Source organism: Alkalibacterium sp. MB6, from assembly GCF_009935905.1.
Taxonomy (GTDB): Bacteria; Bacillota; Bacilli; order Lactobacillales; family Carnobacteriaceae_A; genus Alkalibacterium.
The window spans coordinates 1-14,868 of record NZ_PREX01000004.1; the positions used below are offsets into that span (position 1 = coordinate 1).

Here is a 14,868-nt window from a genome sequence, read left to right on the forward strand (position 1 = left end):
CCTTTTTGTATTTTAATTGATAGAGCAACGATAGTTGCATTAAAACAACACGAAAAAACAAAAAAATTGGTAATTACTATTGATTAAAGAGGGGTAGAATAATGAAAAGAAAACCAACACAAATGGATAATGTTTACATACTATTAGCCGTACTCATTATGGTTGGGCTATATGTCAGCTCATCCATGGGATACGAAGAACAAAATGTCCAACCACTGCTGCACCAATGGCTGGAAAACGAACCATTAAGAGGGTTTCTAGAACGATTTGAATTTTCCTATGCAGGAAGTCCTGTTAGTGTCGACTCTAGTGGCTACTTAGGCTTTATTGAGTTCTTCATTAGAAAGGGAGCTCATTTCGTCATCTTCTTCTTTTTAGGCTTGTTCTGGTTTCTGGGCCTGAGAAATAGAGTGGATAACATCTATTTGACTCTTTTTCTTGCCATCTTGCTCACGGCTGGATACGCATCATTTGATGAATTAAGACAATCTTTTCACCCTAACCGTACGGCTTTAATGGAAGACGTTATACTAGATACAGTTGGAGGAACAGTCGGTATCTTAATGGCCTTCTTTTCAGGAAAGACTAGTAAAAAGAAAAATCGAATCCGCTTCACTCGCTAAATACCATTAATGTTATAAACATTAGAAAGATTAGACAGCAAACGCCTTCAGTCAGGTTGAACTGACGGTCATATTTGGTATAATAATGAAGGATAATGAAATTACAGTCAGGAAAGAGGAATTTGAATGGCAGGACATTCGAAGTGGAATAATATTAAACAACGTAAAGGTGCTCAAGATGCCAAGCGTGGGAAAATTTTCCAAAAGCACTCAAAAGAAATTTACCAAGCGGCTAAAGATGGCGGAGCGGATCCAGATATGAACGCCTCCTTGCGTCTAGCCATTGACAAGGCGAAAGCGAACAACATGCCAAACGACAATATTGACCGTGCCATTAAACGTGCGACGGATGCAGGCCAAGGGGACGACTATAAAGAAATCATTTATGAAGGTTACGGGCCAAATGGTGTAGCTGTTTTAGTTCACTGCTTAACAGATAATGTGAACCGGACAGCGACAAATGTTCGAGTGGCATTTGATAGAAACGGTGGATCATTAGGCGAAAAAGGATCGGTTGGCTACATGTTTGACCGAAAAGGCTACATTGCGATCGCTCGAGAAGGATTGGATGTCGATGAAGACACCATGCTCATGAACGTTTTGGAAGCAGGCGGAGAAGACATGGAAACCTCGGATGACGTTTTTGAAATATATACCGAAGCCCATGATTTTGCTGCAGTAAGAGATGCATTAAGAGAAGCCGAATTTGACTTGGACCAAGCTGAATTGTCCATGATTCCTCAAACAACGGTCGAACTGCCAGAAGATAAACTCATTCAGTTCGAAAAAATGATCGATGCACTGGAAGATGACGATGACGTTAATGATATCTACCATAACGCAGAATTGTAAAAACTTAAAAGTGACAAAAATATGACTCTAAAAAGCAGAAACTCTTTTTTTTGGAGTTTTTTTTATTTTAAAAAAGTTCTTTTTGAAATTAAAAGGGAATATATATAGTGTAGGGTATTTTAATTTGAAGGAGAAAGGGAGGAAGTGATGGATACAGAATCGTTCGCAAAGCACTTATTAACCATGGCCGATTCATACCGGACCAGTGACATACATATTTTGCCTGAACAAAGGCACTATTATGTGTATTTCCGTTTAAATGGTCAGATGGAGAAGCAATACTATTTAGACCGGGATGAAGGGACACGGCTCATCTCTTATTTTAAATTTCTATCGAACATGGATGTTGGTGAAAGGAGGAGACCTCAGAGCGGGTCAACCGTATTTGCTTTAGAGGAAAAGTCAATTGACTGTCGGTTTTCAACTATTAGTAACTATCAATCACAAGAGTCCTTAGTCATTCGAATGCTGAAGCAAAAGAAAGAATCGGGACAGGCCATGCCCGCCTTTTTCTCCCAAGAGTGGAATGTATTGAAGGCATTAGCTGATGCCAAATCTGGCTTGCTTTTGTTCTCAGGCCCGGTTGACTCTGGTAAAACAACGACGATGTACCATCTAGTCAAAAATCGTTTAAAAGGAGAACGTCAGCAAGTGGTTACCATCGAAGACCCTGTAGAGATAGAAGAGGTGTCCTTTCTACAGACACAAGTAAACGAATCCGCTGGACTGACCTATGAGGGGCTTTTAAAATCAACCCTTCGGCATCATCCAGATGTGGTTATTGTCGGAGAAATACGCGATGAAGAAACGGCACGAATGGTCATAAGAGGAGCACTGACCGGGCATTTGCTTATTGCATCGATTCACTCTAAAAATGCTGCTGGAGTTATTTCCAGAATGATGGAGTTAGGAGTAAGTTTGCCTTTATTACAGCAAACCCTTATAGGTATTGCTTTTCAAAACCTCCTGCCTTTATACTGCCCACTTTGCGATTCAAATTGCAGAACGTTTTGTACACATAACGAACGGGACAGAAAAAGAGCCGCTCTATACGAAGTGAAGTCAGGTGACAGTTTGCACACCCTACTTTATAACGCAGACAATCATCATGTCTCCAAGAAGCAACCGGATTATGAAAGAAGAGAGTTCAATTATTTATTAAGGAAGGTCTATGCATGTGGCTACATTACTAAAGAAACCTACAGGCGTTACATCATCCCCAACGAGTAAACAGTTACACAAGCAAGGTGTCTTTTTAAACCGGTTGGGTCGTTTACATGAAGATGGCTTTTCCTTAAAAGAGGCTTTAACCTTTCTTCAAACGATCGCTGATAAAGATACCAAAGAAATGGTGCACTTTTTGATAATAGAATCAGCTAAAGGGAGTGAATTCTCATCAGTTTTAAAAGAAGCTGGCTTTCCAGACTATACATGTACACAAGTCTACTTCTCCTTATTTCATGGACAGTTTGCTCATTCACTGATTAATGCAGGTGACTTGCTGATTAAGCAGAGTGAAAAAAAGAAAAAGATGAAGCAGATTCTACAGTATCCAATAATGTTAGTGGTCTTCATCATCGGGATGCTAATTGCTATGCGTTATATCTTAATTCCTCACATGAATCAAATCGTTCAAGTAGACTCACAAAGCTTGCCTTTTAGCACACATGTCATTGTTCAAAGTGTCTATCATGCGCCGACGATTATAGTGTTGACTCTTGTTATTTGTAGCATTCTTTATTTTATTGTTTCAAGTTATTTAAGACGGCAATCGCCAATTGAACAGCTCATGCTTAAAAGTAAATGGAGCCGTTCCTTGCTGTTTCAACTGTACTGGAGTCATTATTTTACATACGAATGGGGGAATCTATTAAAAGGCAATCGGAGTCTGTTTGAAGTGGTTCAAATTATGAAAGAGACAGAAACGTCTTTATTGATTAATGAAATGGGTCAATGGATTGAAAAAGAGATGAGGAAAGGCATGGATTTTCACGATGCCTTGAGACCGTTGACTTTTTTAAGACCTGAAGTACTGGAAGTCGTGAAGCACGGCGAATTATCTGGCAAATTAGGAACGGAATTAATCTTGTATGCCCAAAATTGCGAAGAGAGCTTTGACAAAAGAAGTGAGCAATTAATGGAATATGTGCAACCCGTCATCTTTGTCGGTGTAGCAGTCATCATCATTGCAATATACGCCGCTCTACTTTTACCAACATTTAGTCTGTTAAATACATTATAAAAAGGAGTTAACTCATGAGAATAACTAAACGTCTGTTTAAATTGGAAGAAGGCTTTACCCTCATTGAAATGTCTTTGGTTTTATTTATTATTTCCGCCTTGCTAATGCTCTTTATCCCAAATGTAACGGGACAACAAAAAAGTGCTGATGAGACGGGAGACGAGGCCTTTAAAACGGTTCTTCAGGCACAAGTTGATCTGTATAAGATGCGAGAAGACGGAGTGGTTTCTTTTGCGGCTATGAAAACAGAAGGGTATTTGAATGATTCACAGGCCAAAAAAGCAGCAGCTGCTTACACGTTGTCAGCAGACGGTACCGTTACAAAATCAAGCCCTTAATATGACTAAGCGTATTCAGACTCTAAAGCAAGAAGACGGCTTCACTTTTGTAGAGACCTTACTCGTTTTAACTATCGTCATGGTTATTATTACTTTTCCAATTGTTCAAACTAAAGGGGTGCAAGAAGATATGGAAACCGCACTATTCTTTGAATCCTTTCGTTCAAGTATAACGTTGATGCACAATCACGCCATATTGAATAATCAGTGGACTGTGATTGAAACCAAACCTGATAACCGAGAAGTGCATTTTCGAGTCTTAGGCGTGAGAAACCACCCTTTAGAGCATCGACTAAGATTGCCTGATTCAGTGTCATTTCGCGGAAGTACGATGAGGTTTGAGTTTCACCCAGGGTCTGGCACTCAAGCCCAACTTTCACCATGTCGTATTCAAACTAAAGACGGCATGGTGACCTTATCCTTTAAAATGGGAAGTGGCCGCTTTGCTTTTGAATAAGGTTTATAAAAACAGCAAGCTAGGCGATTCTGAATCCGGCTTCGTGTTATTGGAAAGTATAGTTAGTTTAACCATATTAGCTGTCTTTGTCGGTGTGGTTATGCCATTTTTCTTCAGCCTCTTTCACACGAGAGAAGCGGCCAAAAGAGAAGTCGAATTAAACCGATTTGTGTATGAAAGTTCCCTTTTTTGGGAAACAGAAGCAGCCTTATCGTCTTTTTCATCAGATACTATACAAGCGGCCAGTCATCAATCGAATCGCTCAATTACTATATACGTCGACGGGGTACCCTCTCAATCAATGAAGGTAGAGTCGGTTGAATGGAAGAGGAGTGAGCCATAGGTGAACATAAATTGGTGCAGAGAAGAAGGCTTTACCTTAATCGAAACAGCAGTTAGCCTATCAATCGTTAGTGTCTGTGTTTTCTTTTTCTCATTAGCTGTGACACAAATTAGAAGTGTTCAATCATCCGTAAAAGACGATCGTCAAATGGAATGGCATTTGTATATCAATCAGTTGGAGCATGATATGAAAGACACGGTTGTTGAAGAAGTGAATCCAAACAGATTGGATTACAAAAAGGTAAATGCAGCAAGCGGAAAACTAGAAACGGTCTCACATTCAACCTACACCAATATGGTGAGAAGGCAAATTGATGCAAGAGGGCATCAACCCATGCTGATGGAAGTGAAAACCTACCAAGTGAAATTGGAGGGTAACCGGCTAAAGCTTTCGGTACTGTTTGAAAATGGAGAGCGTTTCACTGCTTATCTAAAAGTGGAAAGGGCTTAAAATGAACCATTTAAAGGATGAAGATGGAAGTATCCTAGTCTCAACAGTCGCTCTAATCTTATTTTTATCTTTTTTGATAACGACAGTGAGCGTTATCTTAACTAATCAAGTCAATCAACTAAACCAGATGAGTATGGCTTATGAAACGAAAGCGATGCTTCAGATGACCAGCCGTCTGGTTGAAGACGAGTGGGATAAGGGATTTTTACAATCAGGCCAATTAACGTTCTCCAAAGGGACCGTATTAGTCGACAGACAAACGCCAGAAAGTGTTATCATTCGCGTTAATCATGAGAGTGGTCAGACAAGAACAGAAACAATCTATTTAAAAGGTGAAAAATAAAAACGAACACGTACCTAAGTGGCAGGTTAAAAACCTTAACCACTGAAGAGACGTGTTCTTTTTTTCTTGTCATTCGTTCTTAAGTGAGTAAGAGAAGACAGGAATGGTTCAATTTTTTCATTTACTTTGTTATAATAAAAAAGTAAGAGTCTACGGGAAACCATCAGACTAATGTACGGTAAGAGAAATGGCCGAGGCGAGACCTCATAGAAAGAAAAATCGAAGAGAATAGGGTGTTTACATGTCGAGAGTTCAAGCAGTTCAAAAAGAGTTAGAGCAATTACAGGTTGATGCATTATTAGTAACGAGTTCATATAATTTAAGATATGTTTCTGGTTTTACTGGAACAGCCGGATTGAGCGTCATTACGAAAGATAAGGCTTTTTTCATTACAGACTTCCGTTACACGGAACAGGCGAAAGAACAGGCCGTTGGATTTGAAATCATTAAACACTCTGGTCCTATATATGAAGAAGTAAAAGAGTTGTTGAAAAAAGAAAAAATACAGGTTGTCGGTTTTGAAAAAGACTTCGTCACATTTTCTACCTATGAGATGATTAAAGAAACCTTACCATGTGAGTTAAAACCAGTGAGTGGAGTCATCGAAGCCTTAAGAGAGATTAAAGAAGAATCAGAAGTTGAAACCATTCAAGAAGCCATACGCATCACAGAATATGCTTTTTTGGAAATTCTGAATGAAATTAAGCCTGGTGTAACTGAAATTGAGATAGCCAATAAATTGGATTTCCTTATGCGTGAAAAAGGAGCCACCAGTGTATCCTTTGATACCATCGTGGCTAGTGGCAAACGTTCAGCCATGCCTCACGGAGTCGCAAGTGACAAGAAAATTGAGCAAGGGGATATGATTACCTTTGACTTCGGTTGCTACTATAAAGGCTATGTATCAGATATGACACGTACAGTATCGCTTGGCGATCCTGGAGAAGAATTGAAAAAAGTCCACAAAATTGTTCTGGATGCAAACTTAAAAGTGACAGATTATGCTAAAGCAGGTGTAACTGGGAAAGAATTGGATGCTGTAGCAAGAGATTATATTACTGAGCATGGTTACGGTGAAGCCTTTGGTCATTCAACCGGACACGGCATGGGTCTGGAAGTACATGAAGGACCAGGCATTAACTTTAGAAACGAAAAAGCCCTCGTAGCAGGCAATGTGATCACCAATGAGCCAGGCATTTATTTACCAGGACTAGGCGGCGTTCGGATTGAAGATGACTTGCTGATTACAGAATCTGGAAACAGAAACTTGATGCAAGTGACTAAAGAATTGATACAGCTATAAGATTTAAAAGTGGTTCAGTGATAAAGATGAGTCTCTAAGCAAGTGAACATAGGTTTTCAAGCCTAATCATGATACAATGGACTATATAAAGTATGGGTTTCATGCTCGATTAAAAGGCTTGGATACTAGGAGGAAAACAAATGATATCAACAAGTGAATTTAAAACAGGATTGACAATACAATATGATGGCGGCATTTGGAGAATTATGGAGTTCCAACATGTTAAACCAGGTAAAGGAGCTGCCTTTGTCCGCTCAAAATTAAAAAATTTACGTACAGGTGCGGTTCAAGAGAAGACCTTCCGTGCTGGCGAAAAAATGGATACGGCTCATATTGAAACAAAAGGGATGCAGTACCTTTACGAAGATGGCGGTAACCATGTCTTTATGGATACACAAACCTATGAGCAATTAGAAATTCCAGGAGAAAGAATTGAAGACGAACTAAAATTCATGAAAGAAAACATGGAAGTTGAAATCATGATGTACGGTTCAGAAGTATTGGGTGTTGATCTACCTAATAAAGTCGAACTAAGAGTAGTCGAAACTGAACCAGGTATACGTGGGGATACAACATCGGGCGGCTCTAAACCCGCAACGGTTGAAACGGGAGCAGTGATCACGGTACCGCTATTTGTCAACGTAGATGATGTCATCGTTGTCAATACATCTGAAAGAAGTTACGTCTCCCGCGCATAAGCAGGTTTTATAGAAAAAGGAGGAACCAGATATGGTTGACAGTGTTAGAGATTATCAAAGACCCAATCCACATGGTGAAATTGAAGTCGCTCCCGAAGTTATGGAGATTATTGCTGGTATCGCAGCAAATGAGGTAAATGGTGTGTATGCCATGCAAGGAAAAATTACAAAAAAAATGAACAATATTTTTGGCAAAACCAACCATAAAAAGGGCGTTCATCTAATTAGTGACGAAGATGGCTTAAAAGTTGAAATATACTGCTACTTAAAATTTGGAGTAAATGTGCCAGAAGTTGCCAGAACCATTCAACGTAAAGTACGCGAGCAAATCTTGCATATGACTGATATCACATTATCAGAAGTAAACGTTCATATAGCAGATATCGTACCTGAAAAAACAGAAATCCAGGACTTGTTCGATCTGGATGGGGAAGAAGATGAGAAGTAGTGACAACTGTAAGGCGGGTAATTAGAGAAAAAGCGTTCCAAGCTCTTTTTCAATTATCTACACATGAGAATTTAACAAATGAAGAAGCCATCCAATTGTCATTGGACAGTACCCTTCCGATAAATGAAGAGCGGTCACTTGAAGCAGCTATGGCTCTTGTCCTGCCTGAGAAATCAAATAGTAAAGAAATCGTAGACGATTCACTTACTTATTTGAAAAAGTTGGTTGAAGGTGTACAAACCAATAGGGAAGTCATTGACGAGACAATCAACCAGCATCTCAAAAAATGGACACTCAACCGTTTAGAACGAACCAACTTGTTGATCCTTCGCTTAGCGGCTTATGAATTGTTATTTGAAAAAGATGAGGTAGATAAGCGAATCGTTATGAATGAAGCGATAGAGTTAACGAAAACTTACAATGATGAAAAAGCTAGTAAATTCGTCAATGGTGTATTACAAAGTATTGCCGATCAACAGTAAGCACTTTTTTCTCACTTTTCAAAAGAAGTCTGGAAAAGATGGCACAAGTCCAGAGAGTCTATAAGGTTGATTAGGCAGTGAGTAAGGGCGGAAAAGTAGAGTGTGAGAGGCATTCTACTTTTCTGCTCTTTTCTATATTTATTTTAAACGAAAAAAACGTAAACTAGTCAGGAAGGAGGGCGGTTATGGAGCAAGATTACTTAACAGTCACTCAATTAACACGTTATATTAAACGAAAGTTCGACTACGATCCTTATTTAGAAAGAGTCTTTATTAAAGGGGAAATTTCAAACTACAATCCGAAAAGGCGATATGCTCATCAATATTTCAGTATTAAAGATGAAGGAGCCAAACTATCAGCTGTATTATTTTTAAAAGAACAAAAGAATATGACAGTTGAACTAGAAGAAGGCATGAGTGTGATGGCTGTAGGTAGATTAGGGGTCTATGAAAAAACAGGTTCATATCAACTCTATATCGACCATATTGAACCAGAAGGCTTAGGTCAGCTTTATGCTGCATACGAGCGGACGAAAAAGAAATTAGCAGAAGAAGGTTGGTTTGACCAAGAGCTGAAAAAGCCTTTAATCCGTTTCCCTAAAAGAATTGGTATCATAACAAGTCCAAGCGGGGCAGTGATACAAGATATTCAAACGACGATTAAAAGACGGTTTCCTATGGTGCAACTGTATTTATTCCCGACCATGGTTCAAGGAGATAAAGCAGCTGACTCTATTGTCTCCAGCATTCAACGAGCAGACCAACGTGGGGATTTGGATACATTAATCGTCGCTCGTGGGGGAGGCTCCTTTGAAGACCTCTTTCCTTTTAATGAAGAAAAAGTAGCCTTAGCTATTGCGAAAGCAAACACACCTATTATATCGTCAGTGGGTCATGAAACAGACACCACATTAGCAGATTTAGCAGCGGATGTTAGGGCGGCGACTCCGACGGCAGCAGCTGAATTGGCTGTACCTGTCCTTTTAGAAGAACTGGGTAAAATTGATTTAACGACTCAGCGCCTAGTTCAATCGATGCTAGCCTTTTTAAGGCACCAAAAAGAACGGGTGTCGCGTTATGAACAGTCTTATGTATTCAGACAGCCCAAGAGATTATATGATGGCTATAACCAGACCTTGGACCAGGTGACCACACAGCTTATTCGTGCAATGGAAGACCAAGTCAGAGAAAGCAAGCAGCAATCAGCCTTACTGAATCAAAAATTAAAAGCCTTTGACCCGACCATTCGATTACACCAAGCACAAACGGATATTGACCGGTTAACCAAACAATTAACGAGAGCGACCAAGCAAGTGATTTCCGACCAGGACAAGACAATTAATTACTTGATGCAGTCACTTGATCATTTATCTCCTTTGAAAGTAGTGGACCGAGGGTTTTCAATTACAAGGCACGACCAGCAAGTGGTCAAATCGATTGACCAAGTAGCAGAGAATGATGCAATTGATATTTTCGTTTCAGATGGAATCATACATGCACACGTATTGAGCAAAGATAAGCAGGAGGAAAGTTAATGAAAAATGAGCAGACAGTAAAGGATCAGACCTTTGACGAGGCAATGAAAAAACTCGAACACATTGTGAACAAATTAGAGCAGGGAGATGTGCCGTTAGAAGAAGCCTTGGATCAATTTCAAGAAGGCATCACATTGAGTCGCTACTGCAAACGGATTGTTGACGAAGCAGAGAAGACTGTCACTAGAATGGTTAGTGAAAATGGGGAAGAAAGCATCATCGACTAAAGTCAGCCATTAAAAATGAACAAAAGGAGACAGTTATGTTATTTGATGAATTAACGACTCAATACAAAGAAGCGTTTGAAACCTATGTGACGGAGCAAGTGAAGGAACACAGTGGAACAGATTTGGAAGCATCCATGCGTTATTCATTGGAAGCCGGCGGTAAGCGATTAAGACCATTAATGTTATTTGCCGTTGTCAAAGCCTTCAACCAATCCGTTGAAGCGTCTTTCCCCTATGCAGCAGCTCTTGAGATGATTCATACTTACTCATTAATTCATGATGATTTACCTGCAATGGACGACGATGATTTAAGAAGAGGACTGCCAACGAATCACATCCAATTTTCTGAAGCTACAGCCATTCTTGCAGGAGATGCCCTTTTGACGAAAGCTTTCGAGATGATGACAGAAGGTGAAGCAAGTGATGAAGCGAAAGTGAAGATGATTAGAGAACTTGCTCTAGCTTCTGGAAATGAAGGAATGGTTGGCGGACAAAAAGCTGATATTGACGGTGAAGAGTCATCTTTGACAGTAGAAGAGCTGGAAGCTGTTCATGCGCGTAAAACGGGTAAGTTAATTCATTTTGCTTTTTGGACAGGTGGCTTACTGGCTGATGTCGGTGAAGACACGATGAAAGACTTAGTGACTATGGCATACACACTAGGTGTTGCCTACCAAATTAGAGATGACATTTTAGATGTTCAAGGAACGCAAGAAGAACTGGGTAAGCGAGTAGGAGCGGATGCTGAGTTAGGTAAAAGTACGTATCCAGCTTTATTAGGGCTTAAAGAAGCCAACGACTTATTCAATCAAAAGCTAGAAGAAGCACAACAGTTAAATAAACACATTAAAGCAAGAGAAGGAAACTACGATGACGAATTATTAGCATCCTTTATCCAGTCTCTTTCCCTTTCTAAGTATGAAAAATAACGCAACTAAAGTATAAAGGAGTCAAGATGAAAAAAGAACGCGTGGATGATTTGCTTGTTCAACAAGGTTGGGCAGAAAACAGAGACCAGGCCAAACGACTTGTTATGGCGGGTAAGGCCTATACAAGTAAGGAAGAAAAACTCCAGACGTCTGGAGAAAAATGGCCAGCGGATACGACTGTTTATGTTAAAGGAGCGGACCAGCTTTATGTTAGCCGTGGAGGCTTGAAGTTAGAGAAAGCAATCGATTACTTTAACATCGATTTATCCGGCAAGGTGGTGTTAGACATTGGGGCGTCAACAGGTGGGTTTACAGATGTGTCTTTAAAAAATGGCGCCCAATTGGTTTACGCCTTAGATGTAGGAACCAATCAATTGGCTTGGAAGTTGAGAATTGATAAGCGTGTGGTTGTAATGGAACAGACGAATTTTCGCCACGTTACCCCAGCGGATTTCAAAAAAGGTCAGCCTGACACAGCAACCATTGACGTGTCTTTCATTTCCTTAACCAAGATTATTCCGGTTCTAAAGACTATTTTAAGTCCAGAGGGTGATGCGGTGATCTTAATTAAACCACAATTTGAAGCCCACAAAGAGGACGTAGGAGAAGGCGGCATCATTCTTGACCCTCAAGTACATGAATCAGTGTTAAAGCAACTAATCCATTTTCTATATAATCAGTCCTTTATGATTCATGGCATTATCCCGTCACCAATCAAAGGTGGTAAAGGAAATAAGGAATATTTAGCTTATATTAAAAGGGTACCCACTATGGATGTAACTGAGAAAGACTTGATGAAGTCGCTGTTAACAGAAGATTTATTCAGCTAATTGATACCATATAAACACACTATGCAGTCTTCAGTATTAATCGTTAAAAAGTAAAGGTCATTTGATTGGAACTTACCGTAAAAAAAAGTATAATAAATGTTAATATACTGTATAATTATACTAGAAGAAGATTAAGAGATGAAGATCATGCATAGGGGTGAAGCATAGTGAAGAAGAAAGAGCGACACCAGCTGCTCAGACAATTAGTGCAGCAAGAAACCATTAGGAAGCAAGAGGATTTTGTTAACAAGCTTTTAGATAGAGGCATTGAAGTGACTCAAGCAACCATTTCCAGAGATATTAAAGAACTGCAGCTCATTAAAGTGCCTGCAAAAGACGGAGGCTACCAGTACAATTTGCCACCCGAAATGAACTACAATATTTCAAAAAAATTAGGACGGCTAATGAAAGATGCCTTTGTTTCCATTGATACTCAAAAGGAATTTGTATTAGTTAAAACACTTCCCGGTAATGCGTTTGCCCTTGGAACATTGATTGAAACAGCCAATTATAAAGAAGTATTCGGCTGTATTTCAGGGGACGACACCGTTTTAATTATCTGTAGAGATGAAGAAAGTGCTGAGCGGTTTCAAAGAAGAATCATTTCCTTTATTTAGTGAGGAATACAACAAGGAGGTTTGTCTTTGTTAGAATCGTTAACAATTAAAAACTTTGCTATCATAAAAGAATTATCACTGGAATTTAATGAAGGCATGACGGTACTGACAGGTGAAACGGGTGCCGGTAAATCAATTATTATCGATGCGGTTGGCTTATTAGCTGGCGGACGAGGATCAGCTGAGTTTGTCCGTTACGGCACTAAAAAGTGTATCTTAGAAGGCCAATTTACCTACAATCGAACGAAAGCTTTGGATCAGTTACTGGAAACGCACGAAATAGAGCAAGAAGGCCAGACGTTGCTGATTCAAAGGGAAATATTCAGTAACGGACGCAATGTGTGTCGTGTGAATGGAAGTATCATCACCATTGCTATTTTAAAAGAAGTCGGCAGCCATCTCATTGACATACACGGTCAAAATGAACACCAGGAATTAATGGTAACGGAAAACCATATTCACTTACTGGATCAATTTGGTTCCACAGCCTTAGCAGAGAAAAAGGCGGCCTACCAAGAAGTGTATGCCAATTACAGGCAGCTATTAAAACAACGTAGAGAATGGCATTTTAATGAGCAGGAACTAGCGCAGCGGCTCGATATTTTAAAATACCAAGTAGAAGAAATAAGAAATGCACAGCTTCAGCCCAACGAAGAAGAAACTCTGCTTGAAGAAGAAAAGAAGTTAACCAACTATCAAACGATTGTTGAGTCCTTATCCACTAGTTACAACGCTCTTCAAGGAGATGACGTGAGCGGACTGGATTTGGTAGGTCTGGCTATGGATAAAATGGATGCCATCAGCGATATGGATGAGCGGTTTAAACACATTTCCGAGCATCTATCTTCTGCTTTTTTCCAAATTCAAGAAGTAGCAAGTGATATTTACAGCGAAATTGACCGTTTAGAATATGATGAAGAACGCTTAAATGAAATAGAAGAGCGCTTGAATCTAATCCAACAGTTAAAGCGTAAGTATGGTAATTCAGTTGAAGCCATTTTAACTCATTTCGACCAAGCCCAATCAGAATTAGAGAAATTGGAAAATAGAGAAGAGCAAGTGGATCATCTCAGTCGCAAATTGGCAGAGTTGGAAAAAGAAGCCCTTGATTTAGGGCGAGACCTGTCAGACCTTAGACAAGAAACAGCTAAAGAACTGGAAGTCGCCATATTAGAGCAATTGAAAGAATTGTATATGGAAAAAGTAAAGTACTCGGTTGTGTTTAAAGAACAGACTGATGAAGGAAATCAGGCGGCGAGGTTAACGGAACAAGGAATAGACAGAGTGGAGTTCTTTGTAGCCACCAATCCAGGTGAACCGTTAAAACCATTGTCACGTGTTGCTTCTGGTGGAGAACTGTCCCGAATGATGTTGGCGTTGAAGACAATCTTTTCAAGGTCTCAGGGTATTACGAGCATCATATTTGATGAAGTGGACACCGGCGTCAGTGGACGAGTGGCACAAGCCATTGCAGACAAAATTCATTCCGTTGCCGTTCACTCCCAAGTGTTGTGTATCACTCATCTCCCTCAAGTGGCAGCTATGGCCGATCAGCACTTGTATATTAAAAAGCATGTGTCAGACGACCGAACCAGTACATCAGTCGATGTCTTAAAAAACAAAGAGCGCACAGAAGAAGTGGCACGTATGTTGTCAGGAGAAGAACTAACGCAGTTAACCATTGAAACAGCTCAAGAGTTATTAAAATTAGCGGACAGAAAAAAGAAAAGTCGATAAGTAAACGGCACATCTTAAACACAAAAAAGCCTCTGATTCTTTACTACATTAACTTTAGTCAGTTAATATAGAAAGAAGAGGCTTTTGTTCTGGTTTTAATTATGCGGATAAGATAGACTGTCTTAGTTTAAAACAACACTTATCAAAGAAGCAACTGCAGGAATAGCCATTGATACGACTAAAATCCAGATCATCAATTTCGTTGCTTTGCTAGTTGAGCTTTTTTCAGTTTTTTTCATTGAATGAACACCAACTTTCATAGAAGCTTTTCACTTATTAGTGTAATGAAACTGACGAATGATTGCAAGCGCTAAAATGAGAGTTCCAAAAGTGTTCATAATTTGTTAATATAAGGGTAGAACATTAAAATGAGTACCGGATTTAAAATTTGTTTTTTGGAGCGAAAGGGGATAA

At 39.6% G+C, this 14,868-nt stretch carries 19 protein-coding genes; all 19 read left to right on the plus strand.

Annotated elements, in window-relative coordinates; all coding sequences use genetic code 11:
- Positions 1 to 101: 101 nt before the first annotated feature.
- The 19 genes from C3945_RS02575 (at position 102) to recN (ending at position 14,454) form a co-directional block, all read left to right on the plus strand.
- Positions 102 to 623, plus strand: coding sequence for a VanZ family protein (locus tag C3945_RS02575; protein ID WP_161878125.1), 522 nt, complete (start codon positions 102 to 104; stop codon positions 621 to 623).
- Positions 624 to 749: 126 nt separating this feature from the next.
- Positions 750 to 1,475 carry a YebC/PmpR family DNA-binding transcriptional regulator gene (locus C3945_RS02580; RefSeq protein WP_161878126.1) on the plus strand — a complete coding sequence of 242 codons (726 nt, stop codon included), beginning with the start codon at positions 750 to 752 and terminating at the stop codon, positions 1,473 to 1,475.
- Between the two features lie 147 nt (positions 1,476 to 1,622).
- Entirely contained in the window at positions 1,623 to 2,705 is a 1,083-nt protein-coding gene (gene comGA, locus C3945_RS02585; RefSeq protein WP_161878127.1) for a competence type IV pilus ATPase ComGA, read from the plus strand.
- Positions 2,653 to 3,717 (plus strand): competence type IV pilus assembly protein ComGB, encoded by a 1,065-nt coding sequence (comGB, locus tag C3945_RS02590; RefSeq protein WP_161878128.1) that lies wholly within the window; start codon positions 2,653 to 2,655, stop codon positions 3,715 to 3,717. The genes comGA and comGB overlap by 53 nt, the downstream gene beginning before the upstream one ends.
- 14 nt (positions 3,718 to 3,731) lie before the next feature.
- On the plus strand, positions 3,732 to 4,055 hold the full coding sequence (gene comGC / locus C3945_RS02595; RefSeq protein ID WP_161878129.1) for a competence type IV pilus major pilin ComGC: 324 nt from the start codon (positions 3,732 to 3,734) through the stop codon (positions 4,053 to 4,055).
- Positions 3,979 to 4,512, plus strand: coding sequence for a competence type IV pilus minor pilin ComGD (comGD, locus tag C3945_RS02600; RefSeq protein ID WP_161878130.1), 534 nt, complete (start codon positions 3,979 to 3,981; stop codon positions 4,510 to 4,512). Before comGC ends, comGD begins: the two co-directional genes overlap by 77 nt.
- Positions 4,499 to 4,855 carry a type II secretion system protein gene (locus tag C3945_RS02605; protein ID WP_161878131.1) on the plus strand — a complete coding sequence of 119 codons (357 nt, stop codon included), beginning with the start codon at positions 4,499 to 4,501 and terminating at the stop codon, positions 4,853 to 4,855. Before comGD ends, C3945_RS02605 begins: the two co-directional genes overlap by 14 nt.
- A complete protein-coding gene (gene comGF / locus C3945_RS02610) occupies positions 4,856 to 5,305 on the plus strand; it encodes a competence type IV pilus minor pilin ComGF (RefSeq protein WP_161878132.1) in 450 nt (149 codons plus the stop codon). It abuts the gene before it with no gap.
- 1 nt (position 5,306) lies between these two features.
- Positions 5,307 to 5,648 carry a hypothetical protein gene (locus C3945_RS02615; protein WP_161878133.1) on the plus strand — a complete coding sequence of 114 codons (342 nt, stop codon included), beginning with the start codon at positions 5,307 to 5,309 and terminating at the stop codon, positions 5,646 to 5,648.
- Between the two features lie 241 nt (positions 5,649 to 5,889).
- Positions 5,890 to 6,951: a M24 family metallopeptidase gene (locus C3945_RS02620; RefSeq protein ID WP_161878134.1), complete on the plus strand. Its 1,062-nt coding sequence runs from the start codon at positions 5,890 to 5,892 to the stop codon at positions 6,949 to 6,951.
- Positions 6,952 to 7,091: 140 nt separating this feature from the next.
- Positions 7,092 to 7,649 (plus strand): elongation factor P, encoded by a 558-nt coding sequence (efp, locus tag C3945_RS02625; RefSeq protein WP_161878135.1) that lies wholly within the window; start codon positions 7,092 to 7,094, stop codon positions 7,647 to 7,649.
- Positions 7,650 to 7,680: 31 nt separating this feature from the next.
- The gene (locus tag C3945_RS02630; RefSeq protein ID WP_161878136.1) at positions 7,681 to 8,097 is read left to right on the plus strand and encodes an Asp23/Gls24 family envelope stress response protein; all 417 of its coding nucleotides are present in this window, start codon (positions 7,681 to 7,683) and stop codon (positions 8,095 to 8,097) included.
- Entirely contained in the window at positions 8,097 to 8,579 is a 483-nt protein-coding gene (gene nusB / locus C3945_RS02635; RefSeq protein ID WP_161878137.1) for a transcription antitermination factor NusB, read from the plus strand. Before C3945_RS02630 ends, nusB begins: the two co-directional genes overlap by 1 nt.
- Before the next feature lie 185 nt (positions 8,580 to 8,764).
- A complete protein-coding gene (gene xseA / locus C3945_RS02640) occupies positions 8,765 to 10,114 on the plus strand; it encodes an exodeoxyribonuclease VII large subunit (protein ID WP_161878138.1) in 1,350 nt (449 codons plus the stop codon).
- Complete coding sequence (locus C3945_RS02645) at positions 10,114 to 10,341, plus strand: exodeoxyribonuclease VII small subunit (RefSeq protein ID WP_161878139.1); 228 nt, start codon at positions 10,114 to 10,116, stop codon at positions 10,339 to 10,341. The genes xseA and C3945_RS02645 overlap by 1 nt, the downstream gene beginning before the upstream one ends.
- A 35-nt stretch (positions 10,342 to 10,376) precedes the next feature.
- Positions 10,377 to 11,270, plus strand: a complete 894-nt coding sequence (locus C3945_RS02650) for a polyprenyl synthetase family protein (RefSeq protein WP_161878140.1) — start codon at positions 10,377 to 10,379, stop codon at positions 11,268 to 11,270.
- A 26-nt stretch (positions 11,271 to 11,296) separates the two neighbouring features.
- On the plus strand, positions 11,297 to 12,100 hold the full coding sequence (locus tag C3945_RS02655; RefSeq protein WP_161878141.1) for a TlyA family RNA methyltransferase: 804 nt from the start codon (positions 11,297 to 11,299) through the stop codon (positions 12,098 to 12,100).
- A 167-nt stretch (positions 12,101 to 12,267) separates the two neighbouring features.
- The gene (gene argR / locus C3945_RS02660; protein WP_161878142.1) at positions 12,268 to 12,717 is read left to right on the plus strand and encodes an arginine repressor; all 450 of its coding nucleotides are present in this window, start codon (positions 12,268 to 12,270) and stop codon (positions 12,715 to 12,717) included.
- A gap of 27 nt (positions 12,718 to 12,744) precedes the next feature.
- The gene (gene recN / locus C3945_RS02665) at positions 12,745 to 14,454 is read left to right on the plus strand and encodes a DNA repair protein RecN (protein ID WP_161878143.1); all 1,710 of its coding nucleotides are present in this window, start codon (positions 12,745 to 12,747) and stop codon (positions 14,452 to 14,454) included.
- Positions 14,455 to 14,868 lie beyond the last annotated feature (414 nt).